The sequence below is a fragment of the Oryzibacillus soli genome (genome assembly GCF_051594765.1).
Classification (GTDB): Bacteria; Bacillota; Bacilli; order Paenibacillales; family NBRC-103111; genus Paenibacillus_AR.
Genome location: NZ_JBPPGJ010000010.1, coordinates 75,100 through 90,010, shown reverse-complemented (window position 1 = coordinate 90,010; position 14,911 = coordinate 75,100). Strand labels below are relative to the sequence as shown.

The following is a 14,911-nucleotide window of genomic DNA, read 5'->3' as shown; positions in this document are numbered from 1 at the left end:
ACATATGGCGTTGGGTGACCCAATATATGTAGATCATAGACGGATCGAATCGAGGCGGTGAGGGCATGCATAGAGGCCCGTGGATGTGGAGACAGGCGCAGGAGATGAGGTACGTGTGGGCGACCTTTCAGGCGCTGGCGGATGCGATCCTTCCACCGGTATGCCGCTCGGCCGGCATGGCGGAGGAAATCAGGGTCCCGGGGGGGATCGAGCTGGGGGTGGACCGTTACTTGGCGGGCGTGCTGGACCACTCGCAGTTCATTCCGGAGGACATGAGCCGTCCCCTGCCGGTGCTGTCGCTGTCAACGGCCATCCTGCTGGATGCGGGAGCGGTGGAATGGATGAGGAGAGGGAGGCTGCTGGCTCCTCCGGCATATGGGAGCTTCCCCGGCGGGGGGCCGTTCACCGTTCTCTCCCGCGAAGACCGGCTGCAGACGCTGGTGCTGCTGGACCGTAAGGAGGTGCCGCTGTCCCGGCTCCCTCTGCCGTATACGGATCAGCCGGCCTTGGTGGAGACCATGGCCGATTCTCTGAACCAGCTGCCGATGTTCGATTATTTCGCGGATTCGCGGACCTGGGGGCAGACCGGCTACCCCGGCCCCTCCTTCGGCTACCGGTGCTGGCGGGGGGGGGCAGGCTTACGATCCGGCCGGCAGAGGAGGGGTGTCGAATGTGTGACCCGGATGTCATCATCGTAGGCTCCGGCGGCGGCGGAGCCGTGATGGCCAAGGAGCTGGGCGAGAAGGGCTTGTGGGTGCTGGTGCTGGAGGCGGGCCCGTGGTACGGCAATACCCGGTGGCCGGAGCCGAACGGAGAGCGGGGAGCCGCCAGCAGCGGCAGTCCGGCCGATCTGGATATCTCCCTGCTTCGGGAGCAGTACACCAAGAAGGAGGTGGAGATGAATGACCTGATCACCGGTAAGCTCCGGTGGGGTCCCGCGGATGGGAAGAGGGCTCCCTGGTACCGGGAGATGACGCAGAACGGCTTCGTATGGCAGAACTCGGGCGTGGGCGGCACCACCCAGTCCTACTTGGCCAACTCCCCCCGGGCTTTTCCCGCATCGGTGAATGGAATCTGGCCCCTGTCTTACCGGGACCTGGTCCCCTACTATGAGAAGGTGGAGGCCACGCTGCCGGTTGCCTTCTCTCCCATCACCCCCAAGGAGGAGCTGTTCTTCTACGGCGCACGGAAGGCCGGCTGGAAGTGGACCCCAACGCTGGACATGACGGAGCCCGGGATTCGCCCGCAGCCCAACGCCATCCTGCCGCCGAACCCGAATCTGATGAATCCCGCAATTCCGATGGAGCAGCTGTCCCGGATGAAGGGCTGCACCTTGGCCGGACACTGCATCAACGGCTGTCCCCACGGCCCTGCCGTTGATCTGGTGGCGAAGCGCTCTACCCTCGTCAGCTACATTCCGATGGCGCTGGAGACCGGGCGGGTGACGGTACGGCCGAATGCTTTTGTCACCCGGGTGTTGACGGAGTCCCATCCTGCGGAAGGGCTGAGAGCGGTGGGCGTCGTCCTCCGGGATACATGGACCGGGGAGCTGGAGGAGCATCGGGCCCGGGTGGTCGTTCTCGCCGCGGGAGCCATTGAAACGCCGAGGCTCTGGATCAATTCGGGCCTTCCCCGCCATCCTTGGGTGGGCCGGGGGCTGGTGAACCACTATTTCGACTGGGTGACGGGAGTGTTCGGAGAACGGGAGCTGGAGTCGGTTCTGGGCTGTCCGGATACGGGCCCGTATATGGGGCATAGCTCAGGAGGGAGGTTCGACTATCCGGGGCTCGGGTCCGTCATCGTGACGGGGCTCAGTCCCGGCCTGCAAGCGTCCATGAGCTATGGCTTGAGCGAATCCGGTTACGGCGGGATGCACCCTTACCTGAACGGGGGAGCCGCTTACTCCAAGGGGCGTGTGGTGGGTCCGGAGCTTCACCAATGGATGGACCGATACCGCAGGACGTTATGCCTGACCATCTTCGCCGACGATGATGTGGATATCCGGAACGGCGTCACCGTGAATCCGGCCAACCGGGATGAGCATGGTCCGGTACCGAGAGTGACCTATGTGCCTGGCACGAGGGGAAAAAGGACCCGCGAGGCGCTGGTGAAGATCGCGGTGGACATTCTGCGGAAGGCAGGCGCCCGGAAGGTGGTTCGGTCGGATTGGCCGGCCGCGCTGATGATCCACATGGAGAGCACCATGCGGATCGGGCAGGTGGTCGATGAGGCCTGTGAGGCGTACCAAGTCCAACGGCTGTATATAGCCGACAACAGCATGCATGTGAATGGGCTGGGGGGAGCGAACCCTACCTTGACGACCCAGGCGCTGGCGACCCGGACGGCGGAACGGATCGTCTCCAAGTATTTTGATAAAAGGAGCTGAGGATGGAATACTACACCCTAAAAAAGGTTGTGTAGCCAATGCATGTATTGGAGCTGCTGAAGGATTCGATCAAGCCATTCCTGGATGGGAAGAAGCCGCCGATGAACGTGGCGGAGGTCATGAACCTGTGGTTCTACTTCACCGCCACGGAGCAGTCCCTCCGTGGGGAGCAGATATCCTTCAACATCGTGCAGGATCCGGACCTCCGGGCGAAGATGCAAGAGGTGATTAACGAGGTACACAGGCCGATCCATAAGGAATTGACCGAGTTCATGCAGGCGGAGGGCATCCCTCTCCCCAAGTCCACTCCGGAGAAGCCTATCACAGAGCTTCGGGATATTCCCCTGGGCGGCCGGCTGACGGATGAAGAGGTGGCGAACCTGACCAGCTTCAACATCGTGCTGGGCATCCAGTACGCTTGCCGGGGAATGGTCGAAGCGGTTCGTCCCGACATAGCAGCGATGTTCGTGAGGTTCCAGATGAAGAAGGCGGCATTCGCCATACCCTTCCGGGAGCTTCTGTCCCAGAAGGGCTGGCTGCAGGTTCCGCCGGCCTATTGTCCGGAGAAGCCGCAGCCCTGAAGATGGTTCCCCCCTAAGGAAGGGCCTGCTTGACTTACGGAGCGGCAGGCCCCGCGGCCCACGCGGCGGCTTCGTGGATGAAGGCGGCCGCAGCCGGGGAGGCGGAGCGGCGGGAACGAAGCAGGAGGCCGATGGTCCGGGCTGAATCGGGAGTGAAGCGGACGATGCGCAGCGGATGGGGCGAGAAGCTCAGCGTCATCCGGGGGACGATCGAGAGGCCGATGCCCCGGCTGACCATAGCCAGGATGGTCGGATGATCCTCGATCTCGAAGGTGACGTCGGGAGCGACCTGATGCTCCTTGAACAGGGTCTTCAGCTGGGCATCGCAGCCGGACTTGGGCATGATGAAGGGCTGGCTCTGAAGCTCCTCGATCCGGACGGAGTCCCGGTTGCCGAAGGGATGCTCCGGATGGACCGCCAGGACCAGCTCATCCTGGCACAAGGGAATGAATTCCAAGCCCTCCGGGGGAAGTGCAGAGAAGCCCAGGTCGATGGTTCCGGCGGAGACCCAGGCTTCAATCTCGTGATAGGTGCCTTCATGAATCTTCAATTCGATCTTCGGGTACTTCTTCCGGAAGGCGACGATCAGGTCGGGGAGCCGTGCGGCGGAGAAGCTGGGGAAGCTGCCTACGCTCAGCACACCGGACTCCAGTCCGGTGATGGCCGAGGCTTCCTGTCCGATCCGCTCGGCGAGGCACAGCATCTCCAAGGCAATCTGGTAGATGCGGCTGCCCTCATGAGTGGCGCTGATCCCCGTCCGGTTGCGGTGCAGGAGGGTGAAGCCCAGCTCCGATTCCAGCGAAGAGATGATATGGCTCACCGCCGACTGGGTTAAGGACAGTGCCTGCCCCGCCCGGGTGAAGCTTCCGGTCTTCACGACCTGTACGAATACCTCCAGCTGCTGCAGCGTCATTGCATGTCCTCCAATGCATGAAGATAATTAATCCTCTCCATCATAAATATTAATTTCCCTAATGTAAAGAGGAGGGCTATAATGAAAACAAACACAGCAAGGGAATGACCCGAAGGAGGAAGAAGCATATGGAGAAGAAAGCCATATACAGCAATGCCAAGTTCGTGGCGCTGATCGCCACGGTATGCTGTTTGTTATGGGGAAGCGCCTATCCCAGCATCAAGATCGGCTATGTGCTGTTCGATATATCGGCGGAGGACATTCCGTCGAAGTTTGTTTTTGCCGGATACCGGTTCGTGCTGGCCGGAGGGATTCTGCTCCTCGCCGCACGGGCGTTCAGCGTCAAGGTATTCTCCGTCTCCAAGAGCGACCTCGGACGGCTGCTGATCTTGGGGCTGGCCCAGACCACCCTGCAGTATATCTTCTTCTATATCGGCGTAGCGAATACGACCGGGGTGAAGGGGGCGATCATGAATGCGACGACGACCTTCTTCAGCGTCCTCTTGGCGCATTACGTGTACAAGAATGACAGGCTGACCGGGAATAAGGCCCTCGGCTGCCTCATCGGCTTCGCCGGCGTTATCCTGGTCAACTTCAATTCGGATCTGCTGAATTTCTCCTTCCGATTTACGGGCGAGGGGTTCGTGATCCTGGCGGCGCTGGTGTTCGCCGTGACGGCCATCTATGCCAAGCGGTTAACGAGAACGCTGGACGTGGTCCTCGTCACCGGCTACAGCCTGCTCATCGGAGGGATCGGCCTGACGGTGCTCGGTGCAGCTGCGGGTGGCGAAGTGACTCACTTTACCCCGGCGTCCTCCGGTCTGCTCCTCTATCTGGCTCTCTTGTCCTCGGCGGCATTCACTCTGTGGAATCTGCTGCTGAAGTACAACAAGGTGGGTCCTGTCTCGGTCTATAATTTCCTGATCCCGATCTTCGGCGCCATTCTCTCCTCCATCTTCCTGGGGGAGGAGATATGGGAGCTCAAGAATTTAGTGGCGCTCATCCTGGTCTCTTATGGGATCTGGAGGGTGAATCGGGAAGGGTTCCGGGCATCCCGGCGTGAAGATGCGGCTCGAAGGCATCCGGCTGGGATGGAGCAGCAGCAGGGCCGAGCGTAAGAGGGGCCTTGCGCCAAGCCGTATCCTACAAACAAGAAAGAGGCAGTCGGCCGCAGGATTTCTGCGGCAGGCTGCCTCTTATTCATTTGCCGGACGAAGCTCGCGGCAGTAGGCTGCAAGCTCATCGAAGAGGACGCTATATAGCGCCAGCGGGCCGGAGACGGACTTGGAGGAGCCGGGCAGGGCGGTGAGCTTGGCGAACAGGCTCCCAAGCTCCTTCCGGTCCTCCGGTGCCCAGAACTGCACCTGCCGCACTTCGGGATTGCCGGCTCGCATCAGAGCAGTCAGCTCCTGAAGCCCCCGGGCGAACAAGGTCGTGCTCCGGTGTTCCGGGCGAAGATAGGCGATCTCGATCTGACAAAGGTGGCGGTCCTGATACTCCCCCGGTCCTGTGCCGTACACGAACCCTGCCGCTCCGACGATCTCGTAAGGCTCCTCGGTGAAGATGAGCATCGCCTGCCCCAGTATCAAGGGGCTGGCCAGGAAGCTGAGCTTCATGGCGAACGGATAGGGGAGGTTCAGCTCCCCCGCGTGCCGGAGCAGAAAGTCCATATAGGCTTCATAATCCATCTCCAGCCGGCACGCCCGGAACAGGACGTTCATTACTTCATGACTACCACGCGCAAGGAATCGTTGGCTTGAACGATTCTGCCGAAGCCGGAGCCCTTTTTGATTTCTTTGGTTGTGGGAGGTACGGGAAACATGGGAATTCCTCCTTTCCTGGTCCGTTTTCCCAATTATACCTTGTCGTATCTCTTTAGAATAGTATTAAGTTTAAAAATATTCTCGCTAAATACAATTTCTTGTCCATACAGACCTTCTCGAGGGTGCCGGGAGCTTGTAAATTTGGCGTAGAGTCGGCACAAATAGACATTTTCAGCCATGGCGGCGATCTGAAATTCGCGAACCTCCGGGAACTCCTCCAGAATTCGGGCGGTCATATACTGGAGCCCCTTGACGAATAACCGGCTGCCCCTGTAATCCCGGTCCGCGATAGCCACGTCGACCAGCGCCACCTCCCGGTCCTCGAACTCCTGCTGCGGCGTTCCTTGGTAATAAGCCGCCGCTCCCACGATCCGGCCGTCGTCCTCCGTGGCGCAGATCAGCCGGCCATGAGTCATATACGAGTAGAGCAGATCCACCATCTCCATGGTGGTGAAAGCCGGATGCAGCTCCCGCTTGTGCTTCAGCATGAATCGGCTAACCCGGGCCAGCTCCTCGTCCGTGGTACAGCCGCTAACGCGAATAGCCATTAAGGGTCTCCTTTCCCTTCGAACCGCGAAGGATGTTATAGGCGCTTCTGCAGCGCCAGCTCCAAGGCATCCAGCAGGTGGGGGTGCTCCTCCGTCAGACGCTGGAACGCTTCTTGCCTCATGGACAGGAGCACGCTTGGAGCCAGAGCCTTCACGGTAGCGGTTCGGGGAATATTCCGCAGCAGGGCAATCTCCCCGAAGTGGTCACCGTCCTCCAGCACCGCCACGCGGCGCCCTTCCTTCAAGACCTCGAACCGCCCCCGGACGATGATGTAGAAGGTATGGCCTTCGTCTCCCTCGGTTACGATGGCCTCCCCTTCCTTGCAGGTTTCCGAATTCAGCAGCTTGGAGACATCCTGGAGCAGATCAGGCTCGATCCCTTGGAAGAAGGGAAGCTTAGCCAGGCGTTCGGGATCCACCGTGGCATACTGACCGTCCTGGGACAGATGGAAGCCGTGTTGCTTCTCCCACAGACTCCGGTACAATCCGTTAAGCCGAAGAAGCTCCATGTGGGTTCCTGATTCTACGATTCGTCCCTTCTCGAAGACATAGATCCTGTCGGCCCGCATGGCGGAGGCCAGCCGGTGGGTGACGGAAATCAAGGTCGCACGATCTCGAAGGCTCTCGATGCGTGCGGTGATGTCCGCTTCCGCTGCTGGGTCCAGCGCCGAGGTTACCTCGTCGAGAAGGAGCAGCTTCGGATTCCGAAGAAGAGCCCGGGCAAGGGACAGGCGCTGGCGTTCCCCGCCCGACAAGGACCCGCCTTCATGGCGAACCGGAGTATCATAGCCGGCCGGCCAGCTGCAGATCGTGTCATGCAGGTTCGCTTCCCGGGCCGCCCGGTACATATCCTCCTCCGTCGCGTCCACGCGGTCCAAGAGCAGATTGTCCCGCAGCGTCGCGTTGAAGAAGAAGGCGTCCTGCGTGACCATGGTGGAAAGGCGGCGCAAGGAGTCCTCGCTGATGCTGCGCACATCATGTCCGTTCCAGGCAATCCGGCCGTCCGTCGGGTCGTAGAAGCGGGAGATGAGCTGGAGGGCGGTGCTTTTGCCTGAGCCGCTGGGGCCCACGAATGCCGCGTAGCTGCCTGCGGGAATGTCCAGACTCACCTTATGGAGCTGGGGGGCGTCTGCGTTGTAACCGAAGGTAACGTGCTCCATGCGGATGGAAGGCGGGGCCGACGGAAGCTCCACGGGGGCGGCAGCCTCCGGAACATCCGACCGTTCCTTCAGCAGCTCCTCGATCCGCCGGAAGCTCACCCCCGACTCGGTCAGACTAGGTATCAGATAGGACAGATTGCTTCCGGATTGGCCGACGTTCAGGAAGAGTGTGAAGAAGGCCACGAATTCCCCGACAGAGAGCATATCCTGAAAAATAAGATAGCCGCCCAGGCCGATCAAGAGTCCGTTCAAGAGGAGGAGTGCGATCTGCGGCAGCCGCTCCATCAAGGAACCGATGGCATGCACATTCAAGCCGAGGCTGAACAGCTCATCCATATGGAGGCGGCCCTGTTCCCGGAAGCGGGGCTGCTGACGCAGAATCCGGATGGTCCGGTGGCCCTTGACCATCTCATCGACGGTATTCGTGAAGCGTTCCTGGGCTTCCTTATACTGGGCATGGGCGGCCTCCGAACGCGTCATCAGAAGCCGGGGACCCAGGAAGAGCAGGATCGAACCGGCAAGCACCGCCAGAGTAAGCCGCCATTCGAGGGAGAACAGGACCGTAAGGCCGAGCAGCAGGCTTAACGCTTCCCGGAGAAAGAAGGGGAACGAGCTCCGGACGACTCTCTCGATGGAGCCCATGTCGGAGGAGAAACGGGTGATCAGATCCCCCACCCTGTAACGGTGGTAGAAGGACTGTGACTGGCGCTGAAGGTGGTCATAGAGCTCCAGGCGAAGATTCCGGATGACCCCGCCGCTTATTTTGCCGATGGAATAATCCCCGCAGAAGCTTGTTCCGATATGGAGGAGCCCGCTGCCGAAGAGAACCGCCAGGATGATGGCGAACGCATGGAGGTCCTTCGGGACGAAGGCGGCATCCACCAAGTATTTCAGGCTTAAGGGAGCACCGACCGCATAGGCTACCTCGACGATCAGGCTGAGAAGGAAGACTCCGCACAGCAGCGGGTGAAGGGCCAAGTACCTCCTGATGCTTCGTATGAAATGCAGGGCAACCGACCTCCCCTTAGGATGTAGCTTCAGATTAACGCAGTTCCCGCAGACTGTAAAATGATTCGGCATAGTATGGTTTGCTGGAGATAATAAATGGATCATTTATAGCCGATTGTTCTTAAAAATGTTACAAATTTGTTTTTGGAATAATATGTCTTCGATAATTCGCCATTTCGTGATAGCATGTATCACATTAAAAATGTAGGAATATGTATTTTATGACTAAATAAGGTAGTTCTTTTGGCTTAATGCACCTGCATTACAAGGGGAGGTAGATTCCGTCATTTCCGTTTAGAGGAGCAAGAATCGCAAGATCAGGAAGATGAGCCACAGAATACCTAAGGACTAGGGGACGAACGAGATGAACCAATCTTTTATGAAACGATTAACAAATAGCAAGATGATGCGTATATTCGGCAATCTGAAGCTTGTGCATTCTTATATGCTGCTGGTTGCTGTTTCTCTCATTGGAGTGTCCCTCATCTTCGTTGCAGGCATCAATGGAATGAACGAGGCCAAGCATCAGGAAGGGATCCTGTTTAACGAACGGTACACCCATACCACCAAGATCCTGGAGCTGAAGGCCAATCTCTACAACCTGAGAAGCAACTTCACCAAGCTGCTCGACAGCAGCTCTTTCAACGACAGCACCTATGAGAGCTACAGCAAAGATAAGGAGCGGCTTATCACCGGAATCAAGGAATACAAGAGTTACGAGAAGCTGGATGAAGAAGTCGAAGCAGTCAAGAAGCTGGATGAGAACCTGAGCACGTACCTGAATGACACCGAGAAGCTCTTGAAGGTGAAGAAGGATACCGCCAAGTATGAGAAGGAGGAGCGGGACCGGCTGAATACGCTGAGCACGGCCGTGGTGAACGGGATGCAGGAGATCGTGAATGTGAACCGCACGGCATCCCAGAGCCTCCACGACAAGACCAGCTCCGATATCCAGACGAGAATATGGCAGACCTCTCTCTTGTCCGGGGCAACCGTCCTGGTGATGCTGTCCATCTCCGTCTTGTCCATTGCCTTCCTGCGCAGACGTCTGAAGCTGATTACCGGGTATTGCCAAAAGGTGTCGGAAGGACATCTGTCGGCCTCCCTATCTGACGATGTACTGAAATCGGGCAACGAGCTGGGGACCATTGCCCGTTCCATCTCGGCCATGACGGACTCCGTTACGCTGGTCGTCTCGAACATCATGAAGGAGTCGGAGCACCTGATGCTGCAATCCGCGGGAACCCAGGGCAGCATATCCCGTCTACACGAGCGGGTCGAGGAGGTGGCGGCTACCACGGAGGAGCTGTCCGCCGGCATGCAGGAGACGGCAGCCACCACCGAGAATTTGGCCGCTATGGCGGGAGAGATCGAGCGGGCCATCGAGACCATTGCCAGCAAGGCGCAGGAGGGGGCCGGTATGGCCATGGAGATCCGCAACCGCGCCTCCGATCTGAAGCACACGGCCACCGCTTCCATTACCAGCACCCAATCGATCTACAAGGTGACCCAGGAGAAGCTGACCCGGGCCATCCAACAATCCAGGTCTGTGGACGAGATCCAGCAGTTGACGAACTCCATTCTGGAGATTACGGCACAGACGAATCTGCTTGCCTTGAATGCCGCCATCGAAGCGGCAAGGGCAGGAGAAGCGGGAAGAGGCTTCGCCGTCGTTGCGGATGAGATCCGCAAGCTGTCGAACAACTCCAACAGCACGCTGTCCGAGATCCAGAATGTGACCCAGACCGTCATTGATTCGGTGCGTCATCTGACCACCAGCTCAGATGAGCTCCTCGCATTCCTGAACGAGCGGGTGCTGAAGGATTATGAACTTCTGCTGAATGCATCCGAGCAGTACAACAAGGATTCCGAAGCCATCGGGCATATGACAGAGGACTTCAGCGCCACCTCGGAAGAGCTGATGGCTTCGGTACAGAACGTGGCGGCGGCCGCCAGAGAGCTGGATATCGCCAATACGGAGGCGGCCACCTCCATTCATAACATTACCGAGCGGGTGGCGGACATGCTGGAGCGTGCGGCGGACGTAGTCGAGCACAGTGATGAGGTCGCCGAAAGCTCCGTGCGTCTGGAAGAGATGACCAAACGCTACATATTGGAATAGTGCAGACGATTCTCTCCGCCATCCCCCTCAAAATGCAGCCTCCCGTCGTATAGAGAGATATCACCTGGCGTGTGTCCGTCCAAGGGAGGTCCCTTAACCGGACGCCGTGCCAGCAGGTAAATGGGAGGCTCATCATAATGAATGTGAAGAAGGGGTATCAGATTGCATTAATGCTGGCGCTCGTCGTCTCGCCGCTCTTGGGCGGAGCGCCGACGACCAAGGCGGAAGCCGGCGGGTATTACCACACGGACGGCAGCCGGATTGTGGATTCGAACGGAGCTGCGGCCCAATGGAACGGCTTGAATTGGTTCGGCTTCGAGACCTCCAACTACTCGCCCCACGGGCTGTGGTCGTACTCCATGGACTTCTTCCTGGACCAGATCAAGGAGCATGGCTATAACCTGATTCGGGTGCCGTATTGCAATGAGATGCTCGATGCGGGAGCGTCCCCCAGCAGCATCAACTATGCAGTGAATCCGGATCTGCAAGGGCTGAAGCCCATTCAAATCCTGGACAAGCTGGTGGAGAAGGCCGGCAAGCGGGGGATCAAGCTCTTCCTGGACCGGCATCGTCCGGACTCCGGCGGGCAATCGGAGCTGTGGTATACCAGCCGGTACCCCGAGGAGCGCTGGATCTCCGACTGGAAGATGCTGGCCAAGCGGTACGCCGGCAACCCTACGGTCATTGGAGCCGACCTGCATAATGAACCCCACGGGGCGGCGACATGGGGCTCCGGCGACCTGTCCACCGACTGGCGGCTGGCGGCGGAGCGTGCAGGCAACGCGATTCTCGAGGAGAATCCCGATTGGCTCATTATCGTGGAAGGCAATGCGCAGTATAACGGGGACTATTACTGGTGGGGCGGCCAGCTGATGGGAGTCAAGGACAACCCGGTGCGGCTGAAGAAGCCGGACCGGCTGGTATACTCCACCCACGACTATGGACCTGGCGTAGCTTCCCAGACCTGGTTCAATGCCCCGGATTTCCCCAACAATCTGCCTGAAGTCTGGGACAAGCATTGGGGCTATATCAGCAAGCAGAATCTTGCTCCCGTGCTGGTAGGCGAGTTCGGCGGGCGTCAAACGGATCAGACCTCGGTAGAGGGCGTCTGGCAGAACAAGCTGGTCGATTACATCAAGGCTAACGATCTGTATTGGACCTATTGGACGCTGAATCCGAACAGCGGGGATACCGGCGGCCTGTTGAAGGACGATTGGAAAACATGGGATACCGTCAAGCAATCGATGCTGAACCGGGCCATGAAGCCGGTATATGCCGGAGGAGGGGGAACAACCAATCCCGGCTCCGTACCGGCTGCTCCGGCAAGTCTCGCTCTTACGGTCCAGCTGAAATGGGAGGCTTCGTCAGGTGCCGCCGGGTATAAGGTGAAGCGGTCGTCCTCCGCTTCCGGACCGTACACGGTCCTTGCGGCGGATGTTCAGGGAACGCAATATACCGATGCAGCCGTCTCACCGGGAAGCACCTATTACTACCAGATCACGGCATGGAGCGCAGCGGGAGAGAGCGGCGCCTCGCAGACGATCAGCGTAAACGTTGGAACCGGCTCGACCGTACAGCCGACGCCAACCGTAACACCGGCACCATCCGCCACGCCGACTCCAGCGACTGCGACTCCTACACCTGCACAGCCGACGCCAACTCCGGTTCAGCCTTCACCGAAGCCCTCGGCAACGCCAGCACCAGGGGGGTTAACGGTACAGTACCGGGCCGGAGATACGAACAGCGGCGACAACCAGATCAAGCCGCAATTCAATATCAAGAATACGGGTGCCTCGTCGGTGAAGCTGAGTGAGTTGAAGCTCCGTTATTACTTCTCCAAGGACGGCAGCCCTTCGATGATTTCCTGGATCGACTGGGCCCAGATCGGCGGCTCCCACATTAACCGTTCGTTCACGGACTCTTATGTGGAGCTTGGTTTTGATGAAGGAGCAGGCACGGTTGCAGCCGGAGGGGAAACCGGCGAGATCCAGCTGCGCATGTCCAAGAACGACTGGTCGAACTTCAATGAGACGAATGATTATTCCTTCGACTCGTCCAAGACGGCCTTCATAGATTGGAATAAGGTGACCTTGTACCGGAACGGGACCTTGGTTTGGGGATTGGAGCCTTAAGCACCTATATCGAAACATGACAAGACCGCCTTGATGCCAGGGCGGTTTTGGTCCTGTTCATGCCCTGCCCGGTTCCGGGGTGGAGAGGGGCCGTACAGAGACGTTAACATGGGGATGTGAACGCCGGTGGAAGCAGGACTCGGGGATATCCTGCAGCGGATCCGCGATGGGGACACAGGAGCACGGTCGGACTTGATTATCCGGTATAAGCCGTTCGTCCTGCGTGCAGTCAGTCATGTATGCAAATGCAGAATCGGGTGGAACGACGATGAAGCCAGTGTGGGGCTCATCGCCTTTAACGAGGCCATTGACCGGTATCACCCGCAATACGGCAAGTCCTTTGACAATTTTGCCTATATGGCGATTCATAACCGTCTTGTGGATGAATTCAGGCGCAAAGAACGTATTGCCCGAATGGAGACCAAGTGGCATCATGAAGAATTGGAGCTGTCCCAGGCAGAGATGGCCAGCTCCCTGGCTGCCTTCGAGCAGCAGGAGACTTCGGCGGCGCTGGCTGATGAGCTGACGAATTATGATGCAAGGCTTCGTCAGTTCGGGATCCGCTTGGAGGAGCTGGAGGAAGCCAGTCCCTGCCACCGGGACACGCGCAGGATGCTGCTCGATATCGCAAGGAAGTTCTGTACGAATCCGGATTGGCTGCGGGATCTCTACCAGAAGAGGCAGCTTCCGCTTAAGGACATGATCCAGGCGGTGGAGGTCAGCAAAAAAACGCTTGAGCGAAACCGGAAGTATCTCATCTCGCTGATCCTAATCCTGGCCGGCGAGGAATTTATGCGGATCCGCCAGACCCTATCGTTCGCAGAATTGGAGGAGGATTAACCATGCGTGGTACGGTTATGAAGATTACGGACCAATGTCTCGTCGTCCTGTGCGGAGACGGGCGCTTCCGCAATATCCCCCCTCCGAATCCTCTTCCTGCCTTGGGTGATACGATCGAGGTGCCGGAGGAAGCAGCGGCTCCCTCCAGGAGAATGGCTGCAAGAAGCGGCGTGAGGCGCCTTAGGATTCCGGGCATCGCAGCCTCCGCATGCGCCGTGGTCGGGCTGCTGCTGATCAGCGCTTGGTTATATCTCCACTCCGGCGCGCCGGCGGGGAAGCAGGCGGTGACTCTGGTCGCCATCGATATCAATCCCAGCATGGAATGGCAGGTGGATGCGGAGGGGATGGTACGTAACGTGACGGCCCGCAATCCGGAGGCGGAGCGGCTGGTACAGGCAGGAGAGTTGGTCGATCGCCCACTGGAGCAGTCCTTCCGGACTCTTCTGGACCGGGCGAAGCAGATGGGGTACTTGGGAATGAAGGGGGACGAGAAGCCATGGGTATTCGTATCGGTGGTGGATCCCCCCGGCAGCAAGCTGAATGAAACGCTGCAAGCGGCTCTTCCGGAGGACGGTACGGTCAAGCTCCTGCTGCATACGGCGGACCGGACCCAGCTGGAGCAGGCCAAGCAAGAGGAGCTTTCCCTGAATGCGTACCTGGTGTATCGGGATGCGCAGGACCGGGGCATTCCCCTTCCGGAAGACATGCTGCGAAGCACGTCGATTGCCAAGGCCCTGCACAGTGCAGGCGTAGAGGTGGAGACGTTGTACGGGGACCGGACAGCGGCGGGGGTTTCCGCCGCTCCGTCCCCATCCGCTGCTGCAGCGGCCAGCGATAGCGCTCTACCGTCGGCAGAGCCGGGGACCCCGGCGCCGACTCCCGCGAAGGAGGCAGAAGGCCGAACCCCAGCGCCCGCTTCCGTCCCGGCGGCGAAGGCCTCTGTGCTGCCTGCGAGCCTGGCGCCGTCTCCTTCGGCATCACCGGCATCCACTCCGGCTCCCACAGCGGTGCCTGCGGTATCCTCATCTGCGGATGCCGTTTCGTCCCTGGAGCTCTATGTGCGCGGAGGGGACAATAAGATGGTGAAGGTCTCCTATCGGCTCGTCCAGGGAGCGCCTGTGGCAAGCTACGAACGGTATGCCGGAGGCGATCAGGAGAAGCTGAATGGAGAGCGGGGAGCGGCGCAGGCCGGGGAATTGATCACCAAGCTCGGATTGGGGCAGGGGCCCGTGCTGTCAGCTGATCTAACCACGGAGCGGATTCTTGGGGCCGCCGGAATTCCCGCGAGCCAGTGGCTGGAGATCCAATTGAAGGTGACTTGGGAGAAAGGAGGCAGCCTGCAAATCCGCAGGCTGCCGGAGGGCTAGAAACAGAAGAACCCGTAAGGCGCTCCTCGGA

At 59.2% G+C, this 14,911-nt stretch carries 12 protein-coding genes; 8 read left to right on the top strand and 4 right to left on the bottom strand.

The annotated features are described in order from the left end of the window. The first annotated feature begins 104 nt into the window (after positions 1–104). Genes ACSEXW_RS15170 through ACSEXW_RS15160 form a run of 3 tightly spaced genes read left to right on the top strand, consistent with a single transcriptional unit; the run spans position 105 to position 2,967 of the window. On the top strand, positions 105–698 hold the full coding sequence (locus ACSEXW_RS15170) for a hypothetical protein (RefSeq protein ID WP_438447156.1): 594 nt from the start codon (positions 105–107) through the stop codon (positions 696–698). Beyond that, on the top strand, positions 671–2,386 hold the full coding sequence (locus ACSEXW_RS15165; protein WP_438447018.1) for a GMC family oxidoreductase N-terminal domain-containing protein: 1,716 nt from the start codon (positions 671–673) through the stop codon (positions 2,384–2,386). The genes ACSEXW_RS15170 and ACSEXW_RS15165 overlap by 28 nt, the downstream gene beginning before the upstream one ends. Positions 2,387–2,424: 38 nt before the next feature. Beyond that, positions 2,425–2,967 (top strand): DUF3231 family protein, encoded by a 543-nt coding sequence (locus ACSEXW_RS15160; RefSeq protein ID WP_438447017.1) that lies wholly within the window; start codon positions 2,425–2,427, stop codon positions 2,965–2,967. Between the two features lie 34 nt (positions 2,968–3,001). Here ACSEXW_RS15160 and ACSEXW_RS15155 read toward each other — a convergent pair whose 3' ends face one another. After that, entirely contained in the window at positions 3,002–3,880 is an 879-nt protein-coding gene (locus ACSEXW_RS15155; protein WP_438447016.1) for a LysR family transcriptional regulator, read from the bottom strand. Between the two features lie 128 nt (positions 3,881–4,008). Between ACSEXW_RS15155 and ACSEXW_RS15150 the strand changes: the two genes are divergently transcribed. Beyond that, complete coding sequence (locus ACSEXW_RS15150; protein WP_438447015.1) at positions 4,009–4,998, top strand: DMT family transporter; 990 nt, start codon at positions 4,009–4,011, stop codon at positions 4,996–4,998. A gap of 78 nt (positions 4,999–5,076) precedes the next feature. Here ACSEXW_RS15150 and ACSEXW_RS15145 read toward each other — a convergent pair whose 3' ends face one another. The 3 genes from ACSEXW_RS15145 to ACSEXW_RS15135 all read right to left on the bottom strand — a co-directional run bounded on the left by ACSEXW_RS15145 (position 5,077) and on the right by ACSEXW_RS15135 (position 8,389). After that, positions 5,077–5,601, bottom strand: a complete 525-nt coding sequence (locus ACSEXW_RS15145) for a hypothetical protein (RefSeq protein WP_438447014.1) — start codon at positions 5,599–5,601, stop codon at positions 5,077–5,079. A gap of 134 nt (positions 5,602–5,735) precedes the next feature. Continuing rightward, entirely contained in the window at positions 5,736–6,251 is a 516-nt protein-coding gene (locus ACSEXW_RS15140) for a GNAT family N-acetyltransferase (RefSeq protein WP_438447013.1), read from the bottom strand. A gap of 35 nt (positions 6,252–6,286) precedes the next feature. Continuing rightward, a complete protein-coding gene (locus ACSEXW_RS15135) occupies positions 6,287–8,389 on the bottom strand; it encodes an ABC transporter transmembrane domain-containing protein (protein ID WP_438447012.1) in 2,103 nt (700 codons plus the stop codon). A gap of 394 nt (positions 8,390–8,783) precedes the next feature. Between ACSEXW_RS15135 and ACSEXW_RS15130 the strand changes: the two genes are divergently transcribed. The 4 genes from ACSEXW_RS15130 to ACSEXW_RS15115 all read left to right on the top strand — a co-directional run bounded on the left by ACSEXW_RS15130 (position 8,784) and on the right by ACSEXW_RS15115 (position 14,880). Continuing rightward, entirely contained in the window at positions 8,784–10,541 is a 1,758-nt protein-coding gene (locus tag ACSEXW_RS15130) for a methyl-accepting chemotaxis protein (RefSeq protein ID WP_438447011.1), read from the top strand. Between the two features lie 137 nt (positions 10,542–10,678). Further along, the gene (locus tag ACSEXW_RS15125; RefSeq protein ID WP_438447010.1) at positions 10,679–12,673 is read left to right on the top strand and encodes a cellulase family glycosylhydrolase; all 1,995 of its coding nucleotides are present in this window, start codon (positions 10,679–10,681) and stop codon (positions 12,671–12,673) included. A 126-nt stretch (positions 12,674–12,799) separates the two neighbouring features. After that, the gene (gene sigI, locus ACSEXW_RS15120) at positions 12,800–13,513 is read left to right on the top strand and encodes an RNA polymerase sigma-I factor (RefSeq protein ID WP_438447009.1); all 714 of its coding nucleotides are present in this window, start codon (positions 12,800–12,802) and stop codon (positions 13,511–13,513) included. A 2-nt stretch (positions 13,514–13,515) separates the two neighbouring features. Beyond that, positions 13,516–14,880 (top strand): anti-sigma factor domain-containing protein, encoded by a 1,365-nt coding sequence (locus ACSEXW_RS15115; protein ID WP_438447008.1) that lies wholly within the window; start codon positions 13,516–13,518, stop codon positions 14,878–14,880. The last annotated feature ends 31 nt before the right edge of the window (positions 14,881–14,911 follow it).

Excerpts from the sequence above, each read along its gene's own strand:
- ACSEXW_RS15150 (WP_438447015.1), top strand. The coding sequence starts at position 4,009 with ATGGAGAAGAAAGCCATATACAGCAATGCCAAGTTCGTGGCGCTGATC.
- ACSEXW_RS15145 (WP_438447014.1), bottom strand. The coding sequence starts at position 5,601 with ATGAACGTCCTGTTCCGGGCGTGCCGGCTGGAGATGGATTATGAAGCC.
- ACSEXW_RS15160 (WP_438447017.1), top strand. The coding sequence starts at position 2,425 with ATGCATGTATTGGAGCTGCTGAAGGATTCGATCAAGCCATTCCTGGAT.
- ACSEXW_RS15125 (WP_438447010.1), top strand. The coding sequence starts at position 10,679 with ATGAATGTGAAGAAGGGGTATCAGATTGCATTAATGCTGGCGCTCGTC.
- ACSEXW_RS15165 (WP_438447018.1), top strand. The coding sequence starts at position 671 with ATGTGTGACCCGGATGTCATCATCGTAGGCTCCGGCGGCGGCGGAGCC.
- ACSEXW_RS15170 (WP_438447156.1), top strand. The coding sequence starts at position 105 with ATGAGGTACGTGTGGGCGACCTTTCAGGCGCTGGCGGATGCGATCCTT.
- ACSEXW_RS15140 (WP_438447013.1), bottom strand. The coding sequence starts at position 6,251 with ATGGCTATTCGCGTTAGCGGCTGTACCACGGACGAGGAGCTGGCCCGG.
- ACSEXW_RS15115 (WP_438447008.1), top strand. The coding sequence starts at position 13,516 with ATGCGTGGTACGGTTATGAAGATTACGGACCAATGTCTCGTCGTCCTG.
- ACSEXW_RS15130 (WP_438447011.1), top strand. The coding sequence starts at position 8,784 with ATGAACCAATCTTTTATGAAACGATTAACAAATAGCAAGATGATGCGT.
- ACSEXW_RS15155 (WP_438447016.1), bottom strand. The coding sequence starts at position 3,880 with ATGACGCTGCAGCAGCTGGAGGTATTCGTACAGGTCGTGAAGACCGGA.